We start from the raw sequence: 17,040 nt of genomic DNA, 5'->3' as shown, positions 1-17,040 counted from the left end.
GGGCGCCTTCGGCGCCCGGCTCGCCCCCAAAATATCTTTTATCCCCCCTCCCCACGGCCCAAAGGGCTGTGGGGAGGGGGGATAAAGGAGGGTGGGGCCGTCGGCCCGTACCTTATCCATATCCTTACGAACGAAAACCCTGTTCGTAGTAAGACACTTCAGTGCCCGCTGTAAGCGTCGGGCGAAGAACGAGCCTCCATCAACCGAATGGCGTGCGAAGGGCCCTTTTCCGTCATCGGATGCCGAGGGGAACCAAAGAACCGCTGAAATTCCCCACGTGTCGGGTAGGCAAACCTTCACAGATCATCCCCAGAACCCCTCAAGAACGCCTGAAGGGCCTTGATTTGCTCAGGGTTAATGGCCTGGATCAATCGGATCAGGGCCTCGAACCCCTCCGGGGTGATCCGGAAGACCGTGCCGTGGCGAACCCGGAGGAACTCGAAGTGCGTGCGAGCCTGAGGGATCTGGCGCACCAGGAAGAGCGGGACCGGCTCGCGGAGCCATACGATGGGGTCAGGGGCTAAATCGAATGTGTCATAAGGCCCCCCGGGGACCTCGGGGTACCCGTCGGAGGCCAGGCGAGCGAGGCCGATAATCCCCTCCCCCGCTTGATAGGCGATCACGATGTCCCCTTTCCGCATCTCCCGGATCCGGGCCCATGAAACCGGGGACCGGATCCACTCGCGCCCTCCCCAGTTTCGCCCTTCCTCGACAGGGTTCTGGAAGAAATCGCGCCAATGCCACGCCCCAACCGAGGCGCTGGCGACTACCCACCAGGCGCGTCGCGGGCTCATATTCCCTTCACTCAGTGCTTTGAAGGGCGAATGATTCACCTTCCCTCCACAGCCTCATGGGCCTCAAGAAGCTGTTTCCCCGCACTAATCGGATACACACGGGTGAGCCCGAATATAGAACCGCCACGGACGGGTGCGTGCGAGGATGTCGCCTCGCACCCGAACGCGGGGGCCTGTAGCCACTTGATCGTCCGGAATCGGCTCCCCTGCCTCGACCCAGAGTTGGGCATCGGGGGCGCACAAATCGTGTCCGTTGAATGACCGATCGATGCCCAAGCCCGCGCAAACCCGTCCCGGGCCGCGCAACCAATCCCGCATCGGGATCCCAGGACGTCGCCGGGCGATCCATGAGAGCCCTTCCTCCGGCTCCAGGGCCCGAATCAAAATCGCGGCCGGGAAGCCCTCCGGTTCGGTGACGATGTTCAGACAATAATGCTGGCCGTAGATCATATAGACATAGGCATGGCCAGGAGGACCATACATGACGGCGTTGCGGGCGGTGCGGCCAACGGAGGCGTGCGAGGCCTGGTCTTCCTCCCCAATGTAGGCTTCTACCTCTACGATACGCCCCGAGACCCGCCGCCCACGGACCAGGCGCACCAGGCGTCGGCCCAGGAGATCGCGTGCGACCTCCAAGGTGGGCCGCTCGAAGAACGCGCGGGGGAGCCGTTGGATGGCCTCTGGAGCTGATCGCTCCAAACGAATGCGCTGTGCCATTGTGTATGCCATCGCGATCGGGTAATGTGTGGACACCCCTTGTGGGCGCCCCCTACGGGCAGGCACGAGGCCTGCCCCTACCATCGGGATTCGCATCGTTCTGTAGGGGCACCCCTTGTGGGTGCCCCCTACCATACCCTATGCGTTAGGTAAAACCCAGCTCATCCAATCGAGCCAGGGGATCGCGAGCGCTGAGCAGCGCCTCTTCCAGAACCACCGCATGGAAGCCCAGTGTCCGAGCCTCTTCGATCTCCTCAACGGTTGAAATCCCTCCCGCCACCATCCGGATGGAGGTCTCAGGGAGCACCGGGCGCAACCGCGCCGGCAAAGCGGGGTCCACCTCAAAAGTCCGCCAGTCCCGGCGCTGGACGATTAGAGCCTTCACGCCGGCCCTTAGAGCAGCCTCCACCTCGGCCTCCGTGCGGACCTCCGCCAGCACGTCCAGGCCGTATTCGGCGGCGGCCTCCAGGATGGCCTGGAGGGCGGATGGGCTCAGCATGCCGATGCTGATCCAGATCGCATCCGCCCCGAAGGCCCGGGCCTCCAGCACTTGGAAGGGATCGAGGAAAAAATCATGGCGGATCACGGGAATGGTCAACCGCCGGCGAAGCAGGGCCTGTTTCACCGCGGCGAGATGTTCCAGACGACCCTGATAATAGCGAGCATCCGTCATCACGGCCAGGGCGGCGATCTCGTGGGTCGCCAGAGAGCACGCGAGGCTGACCGGGTCATATGAAGGGCGCAACAACCCCCGGAAGGGAGCAGCCCGCATCAGAGCGATCACCGGTCGGAGCCGGCCTTGGGGATCGGGCAGGAGGGTCTGAAGGGGGAGCGGCGCGGGCCACAATCGGACCTGCAGGCGCAGCACGCCCTCATCCAGCACCCGACGCCGTCGCGCCAGCTCCCTTCGCTTATCCTCCAGGATCAGCTCTAAGAAGCGGCCACGCCGCCGGGCTCGTTCCCAGACGCTCATGAGGCCTTGGAGGATCGTGAAGAGGTTCGGGTTGCCCGCGCCCTGCGCACAGGCTGAACCTCCGCGCTGAGGCGCTGATACAGCGCGATCAGGTTGCGATGGTGCAACTGGGGAGCCAGGCCGTTCAGAGCGATGCGAGGGATCCCGCAGCTCTCCACATCGATCTCCCGCAGCGCCTCGCGGGGCTTCCCCTGCTGGAGATAGCGCCGAACTTCGCGCACGATGGTGTTCAGGTAATTGATGTTCGCCTGGATCGCATCGGGAACCTCCCCTCGGAGGATCGGCTCGCCATGGCCGGGAACCATGGTTTCGATGGGGAGATCCCGGAAACGCTGAAGGGTCGCGATGGTCTGCTCCACATCGCCATCTACGATGTACGGGATGGGCATCATCACATCCCCAGTGAACAGAATGCGATCTTCACGAACGTAGATGGCCAACCCGTCCGGGGAATGGCCCGGGGCGTGGAATACGTGGAGCGTTTTGTTCCCCAACCGTAACAGGAGGTCGCCTTCCTCCACCACCACTTCCGGCAGGCGGAGCGTCAACGGCGCGAAAGCCGGATCATGGGCTTTCGCCTCTTGGAGGGCCTGCTCTCCATGCTCCTCGAGGCGCTTCCGACAAAGGGCGTGGGCGATGGCGATCACGTTTGGGAAAAGGCAGGCGCCGAAGGTATGATCGGTGTGATAATGGGTGAGAACCAGGTAGATCGGGCGTCCCTCAGCCTCCTTCTCCACCAACGCGACGATCTCCCGGGTCTCTTCCGGGAAGGGAAGCGTATCGATCACCACAACCCCGTCGGAGGCGAGGATCACCCCAGCGTTGACCTGGGCGTATAAGTCGCTGGTGAGAACGTAGATATCATCAGTAATCCGATCCCGTTGCATGGGCGCAAGCTCTCCTCGTAATTCAATGAAGGTCCAATGCTTTGTCTGCGCTTCGCTGAGATGGAAGAAAACTTGGTGTGGGGGGCGATCCGCTTATGCAGCCTGCCCCACATAGAAATTCCGCGAATCGCAAGATCAGCGCAAAAGGCTGGTGGGAGGGATGGCTACTCCCTCTCTACCGCATTTCCCCAAAACGGAAAACGAAAGCGGATAAAGCGCCTGGAAACGGGTAGGCGCAGGCCAGGGAACTCATCGGGATGAGACTTGCGCTGGGTTTTCAACCCACAGCACGCATTTTACGGAGGCGGGTAAAGGTCGTCAACTTGTAGGGCTCTTCAAAGTTCTAACCAAGACGGTATAACGGTGAGGAAGGGGATGGCCCCCGAAAACCCCAAATTGAAAGCAGCATCTTGCCAATGGTTAGAACATTGCAAAGCCATGGTCCACTTGAGCGGAGGAGCAGACGGCCACCTGGCTGCCTTCACCGTCGAGATCCTCCGGCCTCTCGATCCCACCGGTCGGTAAGGTAGAAAAATTTCGCGTTGCTGTAGCTTCGCTGCCGCCAACAAGGTGCAGATTGGCTCCCTAACCAGGCGAAAGGAGGCAATATATGGAGGGACGCGTGGTGCTGATCACCGGGGCCAGCAGCGGGATCGGGGCGGCCACCGCCCGATGGCTGGCACGCCATGGGATGCGGGTGGTCCTCACTGCCCGGCGCCAGGATCGCCTGGAAGCTCTCGCTCAGGAGATCCGCGCACGGGGGGGCACAGCGATGGCAATCCCAGCGGATCTCGCGGATCCCTCCGCCCGTCAAGCTTTGGTGTGCCAAGCGGAGGCGGCGTGGGGTCCTGTGGAGGTCCTGATCAACAACGCCGGTTTCGGCTATTACGGCACCGTTCAGGAGACCCCGTGGGAGGTGATCGAGCGGATGTTCGCTGTGAACATCCTGGCGATGATCCATCTCGTTCAGCTGGTAGTGCCGGGCATGCGGCAGTTGGGACGTGGGCATATCGTCAACATCGCCTCGGTGGCCGGGCACATCGCTGCACCACCCCTCACGGTATACGCTGCCACCAAATTCGCCGTCGTGGGGTTCAGCGAGGGACTGCGCCGCGAATTAGCGCCGCACGGTATCCATGTCACGGTGATCAGCCCAGGGCCGGTCCGTACGGAGTTCGGACGGGCGGCCAGCGGTCTCGACGTGGATCCCAACACGGTGCCGGGCGGCTTGGACCCCGAGGCGGTTGCCCGAGCGATCAGGCGGGCGCTGCAACGGCCAGTGCCCGAGATCGTCATCCCCGCCCGCTACCTCCCGGCGATCTGGATCAATCGGGCCTTCCCCCGTTTGGTCGATTGGGGAGCGGCCCAGCATGGCCGCACGTGGTTGCGGCACCTGGAGGAAGCGCGAGGCCGAAAAGAGGGGTAAAAGACCGGGGGCGGCGGCTTCGCCGCCCCCGGTCTTTTACCGTAACGATGCGCCCGCTCTCACGCACTATGGGCGTTTCACTGCAAGTCGCTCCCAGAGGCTTTTGGGGGCAGAGCCGCGCGCCTTCGCGGGAGCTCTGAACGGATGGGGTCAGGCTGAATTGTTACCTTTTGATGTCCCCATTGCGCTCCAAAAGCAGGCGCTGGACCACAGGCTCGATCCCCAGGATATCGGGGACGTGGAAATCCACCCCGTCCTCCGGATGGCCATCCACGAGGATGGTGATCATACCCAGCGCCCGCGCCGGGCGGAGATTACGAGCGGAGTCATCCACGAAAATGCACTCCGGTCCCTGGGCACGAAGGTGCTGAAGAATCCGCCGATACGCCTCGGGGTCCGGCTTATTGTAATACTCCAGACGGCGCACATCCAGGATGATGGGGAAATGATGGGCGATCCCCAGGCGCTCGATCACCCGGCGGGCATGCTCCTCGCTGGCGTTGGTGAAGATCACCTTCGTCAAAGGAATCCGGCTCAGCATTCGATCGAGAGCAGGGTTGGGCTGGATGTAGGCGTCCAACGGCACATCGTGGACGTAGGCGAGGTAATCCTCCGGGTCGATTCGGTGTTCCTCCATCAGCCCCCGGAGGGTGGTTCCATACTGGGCATAGTAACGCTGCCGCAGCGCCTCGGCCTCCGCGGGGGAGAACCCCAGGCGCTCCACCATGTAGCGGCCGATCCGCTCGCTGATGAGATCCATCAACCCGGAGCGTCGCGGATACAGTGTATCATCCAGATCGAGAATCAGATAACGCAACCGGGGGCCGCCCATGGCACGCTCACCCCTATCATGCTTCCCCCAAGGGGATGTTTAGTTTAACGCGAATTCGGCCTTTGGCAAAAATTCAAAGGCCGAATCACTGGGGGTGCTCATGGAGGAAGCGGAGACGGTATTGGGATGGGAAAACTGCCGAAAGCGCTTACCCATCCCCAAAGGCCCTGCGAGGAACTTTATAGTTACTCCGTTCAAGGCTGCCCGGAGAGGCGAACAGGGTTCCTGCATGGGCGGAAGACGTTTCCACCACGCCGACCAAATCGTAGGTCATCGCCCCGGTGATGCGCACGGAGAGGAACTGGCCGACCGGCCATTCCCCTTCCACCAGCACCAGCCCATCGATCTCCGGGGCATCCCGATAGGTCCGCCCCACGCTCAACCCATCCCCAGCCCCTTCGATCAGCACCTCCAGTGTTTTCCCGACCAGCGCTTGGTTCTTGCGTAGGGAGATCGGCTGCTGGGCCGCCATGAGCCGCTCATAGCGCTCACGCTTCACCTCCTCCGGGAGATGGCCGGGCTGCTGAGCAGATAGCGTCTCCGGCTCATACGAATAGGTGAAGCACCCAACCCGATCGAACTCCAGATCCCGGATGAATTGGAGCAGCGCCTCGAACTCCTCCTCCGTCTCCCCCGGATAGCCCACGATGAACGTGGTGCGGATAGCGATGTCGGGCATGGCCCGACGGAGCTTCTCAACGGTGCGATAGACCCACTCGATGTTCGCCGGGCGGCGCATCCGCCGCAGCACCGCCGGATGGCCGTGCTGAAGCGGCAGATCCAGGTAATGCACCACCTGAGGGTGGCTGGCCATCACCTCGATCAAGCGGTCCGAGACCGCGCCCGGGTAGGCGTACATGATGCGGATCCACTTCACCTCAGGGACGCGCTGCACGAGCCCCTCGATCAGCAGCGGCAGCCCATCCCGGATCCCCAGATCATGGCCGTAGTCCGTGGTGTCTTGGGCGATGAGGATGAGCTCCCGCACCCCCTGATCGACCAGGCAACGGGCTTCCGCCCAGATGGCCTCCGGGGGACGGCTGACCGCGGGGCCTTTGATGATGGGGATGGCGCAGAAGGCACACGGGCGTCGACAGCCGTCGGCGATCTTGAGGTAGGCGCTGACCCCTTGCACCGCGGCCCGCAACACCCCCCGATCCTCCGGGCGGATGGGACCGTCTTCCGGGATGTGAAAGAGAGGGTCCGGGGCCATGCGCCCCCGCAGCCGCTCGATGAACTCCAGGATATCCATCCACCGCCGGGTGCCAATCACACCGTCGATCCCGGGCACCTCCTCCACCAAGCGGCCCCCCCAGCGCTGGGCCAGGCATCCAGCGGCGATGAGCAGCTGCCCCTTCTTTTTCCGCGCCGCCAGCTCCCGCAGCGCCTGGAGGGATTCCTGTCGGGCGGCTTCAATGAAGCCGCAGGTGTTCACGATCAGCACATCGGCCCGGGCCGGACGATCCACCGCTTCATACCCGGCTTCGTCCAGCAGCTGCGCCATGCTAGATGAGTCCACCACATTCTTCGCACAGCCCAGGGTGATGAGATGATAGCGCTTGCCCGATGTCGAAGTCCGAGGCATTGTCCCACTCCGCTCAAGATCATCACGAGACCGGTTCGTTCCCGGCAAAGATGATTTTAGCGTAATGGAATACACATTGGGAGGCGGATCACCTCTCCTCCAGCTTTTGGGGCTGTGAAACGTGGGGAGAGAACGGTCCCTTGACGGCCCCACCTCACAGGACGTCCAGCGGATCCACATCCACCCGCCACGCGGGCGGGAGAGGAAAATCCCGCAGCCAGGCCACCGGATCCGGCCCACGCAGCAGAATATGCCACCGGTAGAGGCCCCGCAGGCGGCTGAAGTAACATGGGGCCGGGCCGATCATGGCCGTCGGAGGAATCCCTTTCCGCTCGAGATGCTGTCGTAGCGCTTCCCCCACTCGCTCCGCCGCCTCACGAGCCCGCTCGGGATCCGCGTGCCAATAGAGCAGGCGGACCAAGCGCTGGAACGGCGGGTAGCCGTGGGCCTTCCGGAAGGTCAACTCTTTGCGGTAGAAGCCATCGAAATCATACCGTGCGGCCATCGCGATCGCCGGATGGTCCGGCCGGTAGGTCTGCAGGATCACCCGCCCCCCGAAGAGCCCCCGCCCGGCCCGACCGGCCACCTGAACCAGCAGCTGGAACGTCCGCTCGGCCGCTCGGAAATCCGGGAGCCCCAACCCGACATCGGCCAGGATCACCCCCACCAGGGTCACGAGGGGGAGATCCAATCCCTTGGTCAGCACCTGTGTCCCGATGAGCACATCGGCCTCGCCGTTTGCAAAGCGCTGCCAAATCAGGGCGTGCGCGGCCCGTGTGGGAGCCGTATCCAAATCCCAGCGTAGCACACGGGCCTCCGGCCAGCGCTTCCGCACGGCTTCTTCCACCGCCTGGGTGCCGATGCCCATCCCCTTTAACCGTCGGGATCCACACCGAGGACAGCGAGCGGTGGGCTTCTCCACCGCGCCGCAGTGATGGCAGACCCATCGGGTGGGATGGAGGTGCTCCGCCAGCGGGAGATCGCAATGGGCACACCGGATCAGATGGCCGCAGTCCCGGCAAAACAGGAAGGGTGCGGCTCCCCGGCGGTTCAGGAACAGGATCGCCTGCTGGCCATGGCGGAGCACCTGGTCGAGGGCCCTCTCCAGCGTCCGGCTGAAGATCCCCGTGTTCCCGGCCTTCAGCTCCTGCCGCATATCGACCACTTCCACCGACGGCAGGCCGGTCTCCAGGACCTCCGTCTCGATCTCTACAAAGCGATCCAGCGAGGCCCCGAACGCTCGGGCCTGCTCGGCCAGGCGCTGACGATATCCGCGCAGGCGTCGGGGGAGACTCAGTTCCTCCAGCACCCCTCGCTCCGCCAGATCCCGCAGCTCCACCCCGGGGGTCGCTGTCCCTAGGATCACCACCGCATCCGCCAGGCGGGCCAACGCCAGCGCAGCGTCCACTGCGTGGTAGGCCGGGAGGAGATAGGGGATTTCCGGCTGGATGCCCTGCTTGTAGCTCGGGTCATGCGCCTCATCGATGACGATCAACCCGAGGTCCGGCACCGGGACGAAGAGGGCGGATCGGGTGCCCACGATCACGCGGGCCTGACGGCGGCGCACCCGCTCCCATAGGGCCCGCTCTTGGGTCGGAGCCATCCCTCCCGTCCACACGACCACCTGACCTGGGAAGCGGGCTTCAAAGCGCCGAGCGGTTTGCGGGGTGAGGGCCAGCTCGGGAACCAGGACGATCGCTCCCTTCCCCCGACGCAAAACCTCCGCCACGGCCCGCAGATAAAGCTCCGTCTTCCCACTGCCGGTGATCCCATGGAGTAGAAAGGCGTGGAACCGACCGGCCTCTAAAGCCCGGGCGATCGAGCGCCACGCCAGCGCCTGATCCGGCGTCAGATTCGGCGGATCTTCCGGCACCGGATACGGATCGATGATCTCCCAGGCCGGCTGCTCGAAGAGCTCCAGAAACCCCCAGCGGGCCAGTTGCCGCAGGTCTTGGGCGGTACAACCGGTCTCGGCCTGCAGCCAGTCCGCTGGCAGTGGCCGCTCCATCGCCTGGAGGCGCTCGAACAACCGCCGCCGCCGTTCCACCACCGCGCGGTTCCGCCCCAGACGAAAGGTGGGATCCGGCAAAGTCCTCAAGCGAACCCAGCGGAGCATGGGGGGCCGACGTTCGCCGATCCGCCAGCCTTTCCGGATCCACCCGCGCTGAAGCAACCGCTGGAGGGCCCGCCGCCGTTCAGTCAATGGGAAATCCCGCAAGACCGCATGCGCCTCACTATGGGTGAGCGGCCCCTCCGCCAGGGCGGCGAGCAGGACCTGTTCGGCGAACGACACGGCCACTGCCTGTTCCAGCTGGCCGCCGGAGGGGCCCGAGATCCGCTCATAAATCGGCTCCCGACGGGGGATCAGCCCCGCCGGGATCATCAGGCGCAGGCACTCATTGATCGGGACGAGATAAGTCCGGCTGAGCCAGCCCGCCCATTCCAAGCGAAGGGGGTCCAGAACAGGCTCTGCCTCCAGCGGACGCAACACGGCTTTTAGGGGACGGCCGCTCTGAACCCGATGCCTTACCGAAGACTCGAGAGGCGCTTCGAGGGAAACTGGCTTCTTCGACGGTCCCGCGATCCGGCGCAACACGATCCCTGGCTCAGGCCGCCCGCTTCGTCCGAACGGCACCAACACGAGATGCCCAGGCCGCAAGGGCGCGCGCTCGTGCGCCCCCACGGGCTCCTCATATGTAAAGACGCCGCCAGCGTAAGATGCTCCAGCGGCCAGGACAGCGATCTCCAGAGCCATCGCGATCCGTCGGTCGGGAATCCACCTCGGGTGAAAGCCTCGGAACGCGGTCTAGCTCCCATACACTCCCCTTCCCCTGGTTCCCTCATAGGGGTTTTGGGGCGAGTCGGGCGCCATTCGTGCCCTTATTCGTGGATCACTTTTCACCTAGGGGCTCGGTCGGGATGCAATCCCTTGTAGACCCGATCGGGCATCAACGGGAGCTCGTGGAACCAGACCCCGGTCGCGTCGTGGACCGCGGCGATGAGGGCCGGAGCCAGGGGCAGGAAGGGCATCTCCGCCATCCCCCGCACGCCCCATGGCCCCAGGGGATCCGGGTGTTCTAGGATCAGGCTCTCCATCTCCTCAGGGATATCATAGATCCCCGGGATGAGATAGGTGCTGAGATGGCGGGTGAGAATGCGGCCCTGCTGCACGATGAAGTGCTCGGTAATGGCATATCCCACCGCCTGTACCACTCCGCCCTCAACCTGGCCTCGGACATTGATCGGGTTCACAGCCCGACCCACATCATCGGCGCAAATGACTTTCACTGGTCGCACCTGGCCCGTCTCCGTATCCACCTCCACCAGGACCGCCTCGGCAACGTAGCCGTAGGTCACGTTTGGGCGTTCGGAGAAACCGGTCTCCGGGTCGAAGGGGAAAGTGCGCACCGGCCGGTAGATGAACTCGCCAACCGCGGGGCGCTCCTCGTTGCGCCAGGCGGTCAGGGCTTGTTCCGCTGCGCCTTTGATCGCATTCCCGGCCATAAAGGTCATGCGGGAAGCGGATGAGCTCCCCGAACTCTCGCTGAACGCGGTGTCTGAGGCGCGCAGCTCGATCTTCTCCGGCGGCATCCCGAGCGCCTCGGCGGCCATCTGCACCATCACCGTGTGTGCCCCTTGCCCCACATCAGCGCCCGCATGGTAGACGATCGCTTTCTCAATGTGGGCATCCCCATAGAGCTCCACGCGCGCCCAGCAATGTTCGGGGAAGCCAAAGCTATAGGCGATGTTCTTAAAACCGCAGGCGAACCCCCAGCCATATCGCTTCGTCGGATCTGCAGGGGAGGGGACCTCCGGCCGGATCCAGCCCTTCTCGGTCCGGCGCCAGCCCGCTGCTTGGGCGCATGCCTCGATCACTTCGGCGATGCTCACCCCTTCTGGGACGACCCCGCCGGTCGCCATATGGGAGCCCTCCCGCCACACGTTCTTCAAACGGATCTCCACCGGGTCCATCCCCAGCGCCTGGGCGAGCTTGTTCATCTGGCTCTCGGCGATGAAGAGAGCTTGGGGGGCGCCGAAGCCTCGAAAGGCCCCGGTCGGCGGGTTGTTCGTCAGCGCCCCCCGAATGTCCGCCCGGACGTTGGGAACTTCGTAGGGGCCGCAGATGGACATGGTGATGTTGCCTAACACCTTCGTGGAGGTGTACGCGTAAGCACCGACGTCAGCGATCACATCGGCCTCTACCGCCAACAGCCGCCCCTCCCGGTTGGCCGCCCAGCGCACCCTGGCGATCACCGGATGGCGCTTGTGGTGGCCGATGATCGACTCCTCGCGGCTCCAGATGATCTTCACCGGGCGACCCAGCTTCCACGCCGCCAGGGCGAGAAGGATCTGCACCGACATGTCTTCCCGTCCGCCGAACGCCCCACCGATCGCCGCGTAAATCACTCGGATTCGATCTTCCGGGAGCCCCAGGGCGTGAGCGATTTGATGGCGATCTTCATGAACCCATTGCCCAGCGGTGACCACCGTGATCCGCCCTTCCTCGTCGATGTAGGCCACCCCTGCCTCGGGCTGAAGATACGCATGCTCCTGGAACGGCGTTCGGTAAGTGCCCTCCACAACCACCGCCGCCTCCCGGAAGGCTGCCTCCACATCCCCTCGACGGATCCGGTAATGGCAGAGCAGGTTCCCGGGGTAATCCGGATGGACTTGTGGGGCGCCTGGGCGCAGCGCTTCCTCCGGATCGTAGACGCCAGGGAGATCTTCATATTCCACCTCGATGAGCTCCACAGCCCGCTGAGCGATGCGCTCGCTCTCCGCCGCCACCAGGGCCACCACATCGCCCTCATAACGGACCACATCGGCGCCTGGCTTGCTGCCCGGGCCGCAGATGACCGGCTGATCGAAGTAGATCAAACCGTATTCGTTGACCGGCACATCCTTTGCCGTGAACACCGCCACCACTCCAGGCAGCGCCTCCGCCCGGCTAGTGCCGATCCGGCGGATGCGGGCAGGAGCCCGGCCAGCCCACTTCACCTTCAGGTAAAGCTGCCCGGGCAAATCCAGATCCCCCGGATAAGGGGTCCGACCCGTGACCTTGCCTTCTGCGTCGATCCGCGGGATGGAAACCCCGATGGCCATAGCGCGTTCCTCCCCTGAGAATCCCTAAGGGCCACGTCGAGCGGCGCTGGATCTATATACAACATGCCGGCGTGCCGATGAGGGCGGCAACCCCAGCGGGCCACCCTTCAATGTTCCTTGCTTCCTCCTGGGCTCACGAAAGGGTCCTCTTCTCTTTGAACCGTCCGGTGATCACCGCAGGCTCTCCGCAGCCTCCTCCACCGCCCGGATGATGCTGTAATAGCCGGTGCATCGGCACAGATTGCCCGCGAAGGCCTGACGGATCTCCTCCCGGCCCGGCCGGGGAACTTCCTCCAACAACACGACCCCTGACATGATAAAACCCGGAGTGCAATACCCGCATTGCACCGCTCCCTGGCGAATGAAGGCCGTCTGGAGCGGATGGAGGGCCTTCCCCGAGGCCACCCCTTCTACAGTCACGATCTCCGCCCCATGCGCCCGGGGCGCCGGGACCAGGCAGGACATCACCGCCATGCCATCCAGGATCACCGTGCACGCCCCGCACTCCCCCTCCGCGCATCCCTCCTTGGTGCCCACCAGATGGAGATCCTCCCGCAGCATGCGCAGGAGGGTCTTTCCACCTGCACCATGCACCACATACCGACGTCCGTTCACCACGGTGATGATCGGCTCCGAGCCATCCGCGTGGTGACGAACCCGATTGTTCCATGTGACCAGCTCCGCTGGAACCTGAGCCCACGGGCGAGATGGCCCATCGGGGCGCTTCCAGAGCAGCACGGGGCGCTGCGGGAAACCGGCGCGCTCTGTCCCGCCGCGCAGCTGACGCAGGGCTCGCATGGTGAGCACCCGGACCATCTCCGCGCGATACCAGGCTGGTGCGCGGATGTCGTCGATGGGGCGAGCAGCGGCGCGGGCGAGCTCCCCAGCCTGGGCGATCACCTCATCCGTGAGGCGCTGTCCTTGCAGGAACGCCTCCGCCTCCCGCGCCCGGACGATGGTCGGCGCCACCGCCCCCAGCGCGATGCGGGCGCGGGCCACCCGCTCCCCATCAAAGGCGATCACCGCGGCGACGCTGACCACCGAGATCGCCTGGAACCGACGCAATCCGAGCTTCAGGAACACCCCTCGCTCGTTGGGCTTCAAGGGCTCGAACGCGATGTCCACCAGCATCTCGTCAGGGGCCATCGCCGTTTGGCGGACCCCCAGGTAGAACTCCTCGAAAGCGAGGGTGCGCTGGCCCCGCACGCTCCGGAGGGTCACCGTGGCATCCATCGCCCACAGAGGCACGATGGTGTCGTTCGCTGGGGAAGCAGTGATCAGGTTGCCGGCCACTGTGCCCCGGTTCCGGATTTGGGGAGATCCTACCTCCCAGCAGGCCTGGGCCAGTGGGAAGGCCCGCTGACGGCAGAGCGTGGAAGCAACCACTTGATTATGGGTCACTAAAGGCCCTAGGTGCAATCGCCCATCCTCATCCGTCGTGATGCGATCGAGACCGGGGATCCGGGTGATATCGATGAGGGTTTCCACGGCCGGGCGCTGGCCACGCTCCAGCTCTAAGATAAGATCCGTGCCACCAGCGATGATCCGCGCCTGGCTGCCGTGTTCCGCCAGCAGGCTCAAAGCCTCCTCCAGAGACGTCGGGGTGTAGTAGGCTTTCCACATGGGTTTCCCCCTTGAGTCAAGGGATGCGTTCGTTCACCAGGCGATTAACAAGCCAGGGCTTTTTGGAGCTCTAGCATTGGCAAGGTACTGCTGGGGTTTTCGGGGGAGGGACCCGCCCCCTCCTCACCATTACGCTGCCTTTGTTAGGACTTTGAAAAGCCCTGTGACCAGCCGAGGCGCCTCAGCGCCCAACTATGAGACATCCTAAATCATCTATGGGGCAGACGATCGCCCAACTCTCATGGGACTACCGGTGGCCTGACGGCTACGTGGCGGGCTCCGAATCGCGCAACTCCTACCTAAGTTTAGCGGGATTCAAGTTGGCGTTCCAATAAATACCGTAAATCCTGTAAACTACGTAGACAGAAGCGTTGCATGGCAGAGGCGTGGCCCGTTGCCCCCCAACACGGACGATCCCTGAATCATTGCATGAGCCTGGCGAAACGCTGGGGTGCGTGTCATGAGGAAGCGGCCGGTTTTGATCGGCCTGACCGGGAATATCGCCTGCGGCAAGAGCACGGTGGCTCGCATGCTGGCCGAGAAGGGAGCTTACGTGATCGATGCCGACGCCATCGCCCATGAGGTGATCCGGAAGGGAACCCCGGCTTATGAGGCGATCCTCCAGCGCTTCGGGGAGGGGATCTTAGGGCCGGATGGCGAGATCGATCGTCGGCGTCTCGGCGAGATCGTTTTCAGGGATCCGGCCGCCCTACGGGATCTGGAATCCATTGTCCATCCGGCGGTGCTCATAGAGATTCAGCAACGGATTCAGTCCGGTTTGGAGGCGCCTGCCATTGTGATCGAGGCGATCAAGCTGATCGAATCCGGTTTCGCCCGGGCCTGCGATACATTATGGGTGGTTACCTGTTCAGAACCCGAGCAGATTCGCCGTTTGATGAATGATCGGAAGCTCACCGAAGAGGAAGCGCGTGTTCGGATCCGCGCTCAACCCCCTCAGGAGGAGAAGATCCGGCAGGCCGATGTGGTGATCGATAACAGCGGCGATCTGGAGGCCACCCGTCGTCAGGTCGAACAAGCATGGCACCAATGGGTGGAACGAGGGACCATCTGAGGGATTTTGAGAGCGCTATATTGGTTTTGAGATGGATCCCAGTGCTTCGTCTAGTGCTTCTTCCACATTGAGTTATACAGCGTGGGGGGTTTGGGGTTGGAGGCCGCCGAAGGCGGCCCCCAACCCCCAAAAGCATCAGAACGGGACGATCCTGGGTTCTGGAGGGATTATGAAAGCCACAATCCGGCGCGCTCGACCTGCGGATGTCGACGGGATCTGCGATCTGATCCGCCGGGCCACGCGGGGGCGTCTGAATCCCTCCCCGGATGAGGTGTTTGACCGCATGGCGGAGCGGGGGATGCTGCTGGCCCTCAGCCCGGAGCGGGAGCCGGTGGGGCTGATCAGCTGGCGGGTGGAGAACCTGGTCGCCCGCATCCTGGATTTCGTGGTCCACCCGTTGGATCTTCGGCCCACCATAGGACGGCAGCTCATCGAAGCGGTTGAAGAGGAAGCTCGGGGTCTGGAATGCGAGGCCTGTATGATCTACGTCTCCCCGGAGATGTCCTCTGAAGCGCTTGCCTTTTATATCAGTCTGGGATATACCCGATGGCCGGAGGAAAGTCTGACGGAACCATGGCGGGAGGCCGCCCATGAGTTCGACGCCTTCGGCCGTGTGGCGCTGATCAAGCAGATCCGCGCGGAGCGTGTCACGCATCCGATTTAATCGTTGGGGGTTGCACAGTCAAGGGCCGTGTGGGGAGACGAAAGGTGCCCCCGCCCTCCAGGATCTATGAGGCGAGTAAGACGCAGCACGGATTCCCGTCAGGAGGCAGTGTGCGATGTGGACAGCCATTAAAGGATTTGCGGAACGGCATCCTCGCCTGACCGCGTGGATCGCCCTGGCGATCGGGATGGTGGCGATCCTTTTGTGGTCCGCTCGGGATGTGGGGCTGACCCCTTCCCAACTTCTGGCCTTGGTGATCGCGACCATCGTGCTGGCCGGGCTCTGCGTGTGGATCATCAGCTGGGAGGACGAGGAAGAAGAGGCTAGCTCTCAGAGCCAGTCCTCGAAGCAGTGAATTCACCCTCGAGCTTCTCATGCGAGGGGCTTAGGGGCGGGGCAGGCCCTTGAAGGTGGCTTGCCCCGCCCCTAAACTTTCTATCAGGGATAGAGCACCTTTCTCATTTCACCTCAATTCCCATGTCACCTGGATCTGCACGGTGATCTCCAGCTCCCCTGCTGCCACAGGAACAGCGGCCGCTTCGGCGGGGGCAGCTCGCGCGAACATCGGGACCGGTGGGGGAAGTGCGGTTTCGGTGACGCTGAGGACGCGACCCAGCTGGGTGCCGAGGGCACTGGCCAACGCCTGGGCGCGGGCTTTGGCGTCCTCCGCCGCCATCCGCCGCGCCTCCATCGCCAGGCGCTCTGGATTTCCGATCCGAAAAGCGATTGCATCCACCCGATTAGCACCCGCCGCCACGGCCGCATCGACCCCCTCGCCGACGCGATCCAGGTCCCGGAAGATGACCGTATACACGTGGAACACATGATAGATCGGAGGACCGGTCGGTCGGCCCGTCTGCGGATCCCGGGGCTCTTCGATTTGAATCTGAAAGGAGGCGGTCTGGATATCCTCCTCGGCCACCCCACGCGCTTTCAGCGCGGCCAGCACCGCCGACGCCCGACGGTTATTCTCGGCCAGGGCATCGGCCAGGGCCTCGCCCTGCGTTTCCACCCCCAGCGTAACCACTGCCTGATCCGGCCGGGCCCGCACCGTTCCGACGCCGATCACGGTGATCCCGGTGGATGTCCCCTCCGAGACCGGAGAGGACGCGGCACGCACCTCCGACGCCCGGGGGACTCCGGCACTGGAAGGAGTGGAAGTGGGACGGCATGCGCTGCTCAGCAGCACCCCAACGATCCCACCGAACCATAGAAACCTTCGCCAATTTTTCATCATCATCTCCTAAACTTAAGGGTCATCTGTCTCATCCTCATCGAATAAGACGTCCGGAGCGAGTCGGAAGTTCCATCGCCCGAATGGTTGTGGTTCCTTGGGGTGGGCTGGGCGCCAAAGGCGCCCAGCC

14 protein-coding genes are annotated in these 17,040 nt (G+C 63.7%); 4 read left to right on the top strand and 10 right to left on the bottom strand.

Annotated elements, in window-relative coordinates:
• Nucleotides 1-296: 296 nt before the first annotated feature.
• From ACFMO5_RS00475 to ACFMO5_RS00460, 4 genes are all read right to left on the bottom strand, one after another.
• Complete coding sequence (locus ACFMO5_RS00475) at nt 297-794, bottom strand: EVE domain-containing protein (protein WP_376790810.1); 498 nt, start codon at nt 792-794, stop codon at nt 297-299.
• Between the two features lie 84 nt (nt 795-878).
• Complete coding sequence (locus ACFMO5_RS00470; protein WP_376790809.1) at nt 879-1,511, bottom strand: DNA-3-methyladenine glycosylase; 633 nt, start codon at nt 1,509-1,511, stop codon at nt 879-881.
• Nucleotides 1,512-1,656: 145 nt separating this feature from the next.
• On the bottom strand, nt 1,657-2,484 hold the full coding sequence (locus ACFMO5_RS00465; protein WP_376790808.1) for an indole-3-glycerol-phosphate synthase: 828 nt from the start codon (nt 2,482-2,484) through the stop codon (nt 1,657-1,659).
• Complete coding sequence (locus ACFMO5_RS00460; RefSeq protein WP_376790807.1) at nt 2,481-3,371, bottom strand: MBL fold metallo-hydrolase; 891 nt, start codon at nt 3,369-3,371, stop codon at nt 2,481-2,483. Before ACFMO5_RS00460 ends, ACFMO5_RS00465 begins: the two co-directional genes overlap by 4 nt.
• Before the next feature lie 610 nt (nt 3,372-3,981).
• On the opposite strand from ACFMO5_RS00460, the gene ACFMO5_RS00455 reads away from it, so the two are divergent.
• A complete protein-coding gene (locus ACFMO5_RS00455) occupies nt 3,982-4,797 on the top strand; it encodes an SDR family NAD(P)-dependent oxidoreductase (RefSeq protein ID WP_376790806.1) in 816 nt (271 codons plus the stop codon).
• 163 nt (nt 4,798-4,960) lie between these two features.
• On the opposite strand, the gene ACFMO5_RS00450 is transcribed toward ACFMO5_RS00455, so the two are convergent.
• From ACFMO5_RS00450 to ACFMO5_RS00430, 5 genes are all read right to left on the bottom strand, one after another.
• Entirely contained in the window at nt 4,961-5,614 is a 654-nt protein-coding gene (locus tag ACFMO5_RS00450; protein ID WP_376790805.1) for a pyrimidine 5'-nucleotidase, read from the bottom strand.
• 163 nt (nt 5,615-5,777) lie between these two features.
• A complete protein-coding gene (rimO, locus tag ACFMO5_RS00445; RefSeq protein WP_376790804.1) occupies nt 5,778-7,214 on the bottom strand; it encodes a 30S ribosomal protein S12 methylthiotransferase RimO in 1,437 nt (478 codons plus the stop codon).
• Nucleotides 7,215-7,368: 154 nt separating this feature from the next.
• Nucleotides 7,369-9,969 (bottom strand): primosomal protein N', encoded by a 2,601-nt coding sequence (gene priA / locus ACFMO5_RS00440; RefSeq protein ID WP_376790803.1) that lies wholly within the window; start codon nt 9,967-9,969, stop codon nt 7,369-7,371.
• Between the two features lie 143 nt (nt 9,970-10,112).
• Entirely contained in the window at nt 10,113-12,317 is a 2,205-nt protein-coding gene (locus tag ACFMO5_RS00435; RefSeq protein ID WP_376790802.1) for a xanthine dehydrogenase family protein molybdopterin-binding subunit, read from the bottom strand.
• A 171-nt stretch (nt 12,318-12,488) separates the two neighbouring features.
• Nucleotides 12,489-13,940, bottom strand: a complete 1,452-nt coding sequence (locus ACFMO5_RS00430; RefSeq protein WP_376790801.1) for an FAD binding domain-containing protein — start codon at nt 13,938-13,940, stop codon at nt 12,489-12,491.
• Nucleotides 13,941-14,400: 460 nt separating this feature from the next.
• Between ACFMO5_RS00430 and coaE the strand changes: the two genes are divergently transcribed.
• From coaE to ACFMO5_RS00415, 3 genes are all read left to right on the top strand, one after another.
• Entirely contained in the window at nt 14,401-15,012 is a 612-nt protein-coding gene (gene coaE / locus ACFMO5_RS00425) for a dephospho-CoA kinase (RefSeq protein ID WP_376790800.1), read from the top strand.
• 169 nt (nt 15,013-15,181) lie between these two features.
• Nucleotides 15,182-15,676 carry a GNAT family N-acetyltransferase gene (locus ACFMO5_RS00420; RefSeq protein WP_376790799.1) on the top strand — a complete coding sequence of 165 codons (495 nt, stop codon included), beginning with the start codon at nt 15,182-15,184 and terminating at the stop codon, nt 15,674-15,676.
• 115 nt (nt 15,677-15,791) lie between these two features.
• On the top strand, nt 15,792-16,031 hold the full coding sequence (locus tag ACFMO5_RS00415) for a hypothetical protein (RefSeq protein ID WP_376790798.1): 240 nt from the start codon (nt 15,792-15,794) through the stop codon (nt 16,029-16,031).
• A 108-nt stretch (nt 16,032-16,139) separates the two neighbouring features.
• Here ACFMO5_RS00415 and ACFMO5_RS00410 read toward each other — a convergent pair whose 3' ends face one another.
• A complete protein-coding gene (locus ACFMO5_RS00410; RefSeq protein ID WP_376790797.1) occupies nt 16,140-16,910 on the bottom strand; it encodes an SIMPL domain-containing protein in 771 nt (256 codons plus the stop codon).
• Between the last annotated feature and the right edge of the window lie 130 nt (nt 16,911-17,040).

Origin of the sequence: Thermoflexus sp. (assembly GCF_042408365.1) — a bacterium.
In the GTDB taxonomy this organism is placed as follows: Bacteria; Chloroflexota; Anaerolineae; order Thermoflexales; family Thermoflexaceae; genus Thermoflexus.
Note: the sequence above shows the minus strand (reverse complement) of the source record. Positions and strands in the feature narration are given on the sequence as shown.

What these genes read in the sequence shown, in the direction of transcription:
- ACFMO5_RS00430 (WP_376790801.1), bottom strand. Translation starts at nt 13,940, where the DNA reads ATGTGGAAAGCCTACTACACCCCGACGTCTCTGGAGGAGGCTTTGAGC.
- ACFMO5_RS00470 (WP_376790809.1), bottom strand. Translation starts at nt 1,511, where the DNA reads ATGGCACAGCGCATTCGTTTGGAGCGATCAGCTCCAGAGGCCATCCAA.
- ACFMO5_RS00435 (WP_376790802.1), bottom strand. Translation starts at nt 12,317, where the DNA reads ATGGCCATCGGGGTTTCCATCCCGCGGATCGACGCAGAAGGCAAGGTC.
- rimO (WP_376790804.1), bottom strand. Translation starts at nt 7,214, where the DNA reads ATGCCTCGGACTTCGACATCGGGCAAGCGCTATCATCTCATCACCCTG.
- ACFMO5_RS00460 (WP_376790807.1), bottom strand. Translation starts at nt 3,371, where the DNA reads ATGCAACGGGATCGGATTACTGATGATATCTACGTTCTCACCAGCGAC.
- ACFMO5_RS00410 (WP_376790797.1), bottom strand. Translation starts at nt 16,910, where the DNA reads ATGAAAAATTGGCGAAGGTTTCTATGGTTCGGTGGGATCGTTGGGGTG.
- ACFMO5_RS00420 (WP_376790799.1), top strand. Translation starts at nt 15,182, where the DNA reads ATGAAAGCCACAATCCGGCGCGCTCGACCTGCGGATGTCGACGGGATC.
- ACFMO5_RS00455 (WP_376790806.1), top strand. Translation starts at nt 3,982, where the DNA reads ATGGAGGGACGCGTGGTGCTGATCACCGGGGCCAGCAGCGGGATCGGG.
- coaE (WP_376790800.1), top strand. Translation starts at nt 14,401, where the DNA reads ATGAGGAAGCGGCCGGTTTTGATCGGCCTGACCGGGAATATCGCCTGC.
- ACFMO5_RS00465 (WP_376790808.1), bottom strand. Translation starts at nt 2,484, where the DNA reads ATGAGCGTCTGGGAACGAGCCCGGCGGCGTGGCCGCTTCTTAGAGCTG.
- ACFMO5_RS00475 (WP_376790810.1), bottom strand. Translation starts at nt 794, where the DNA reads ATGAGCCCGCGACGCGCCTGGTGGGTAGTCGCCAGCGCCTCGGTTGGG.
- ACFMO5_RS00415 (WP_376790798.1), top strand. Translation starts at nt 15,792, where the DNA reads ATGTGGACAGCCATTAAAGGATTTGCGGAACGGCATCCTCGCCTGACC.
- priA (WP_376790803.1), bottom strand. Translation starts at nt 9,969, where the DNA reads ATGGCTCTGGAGATCGCTGTCCTGGCCGCTGGAGCATCTTACGCTGGC.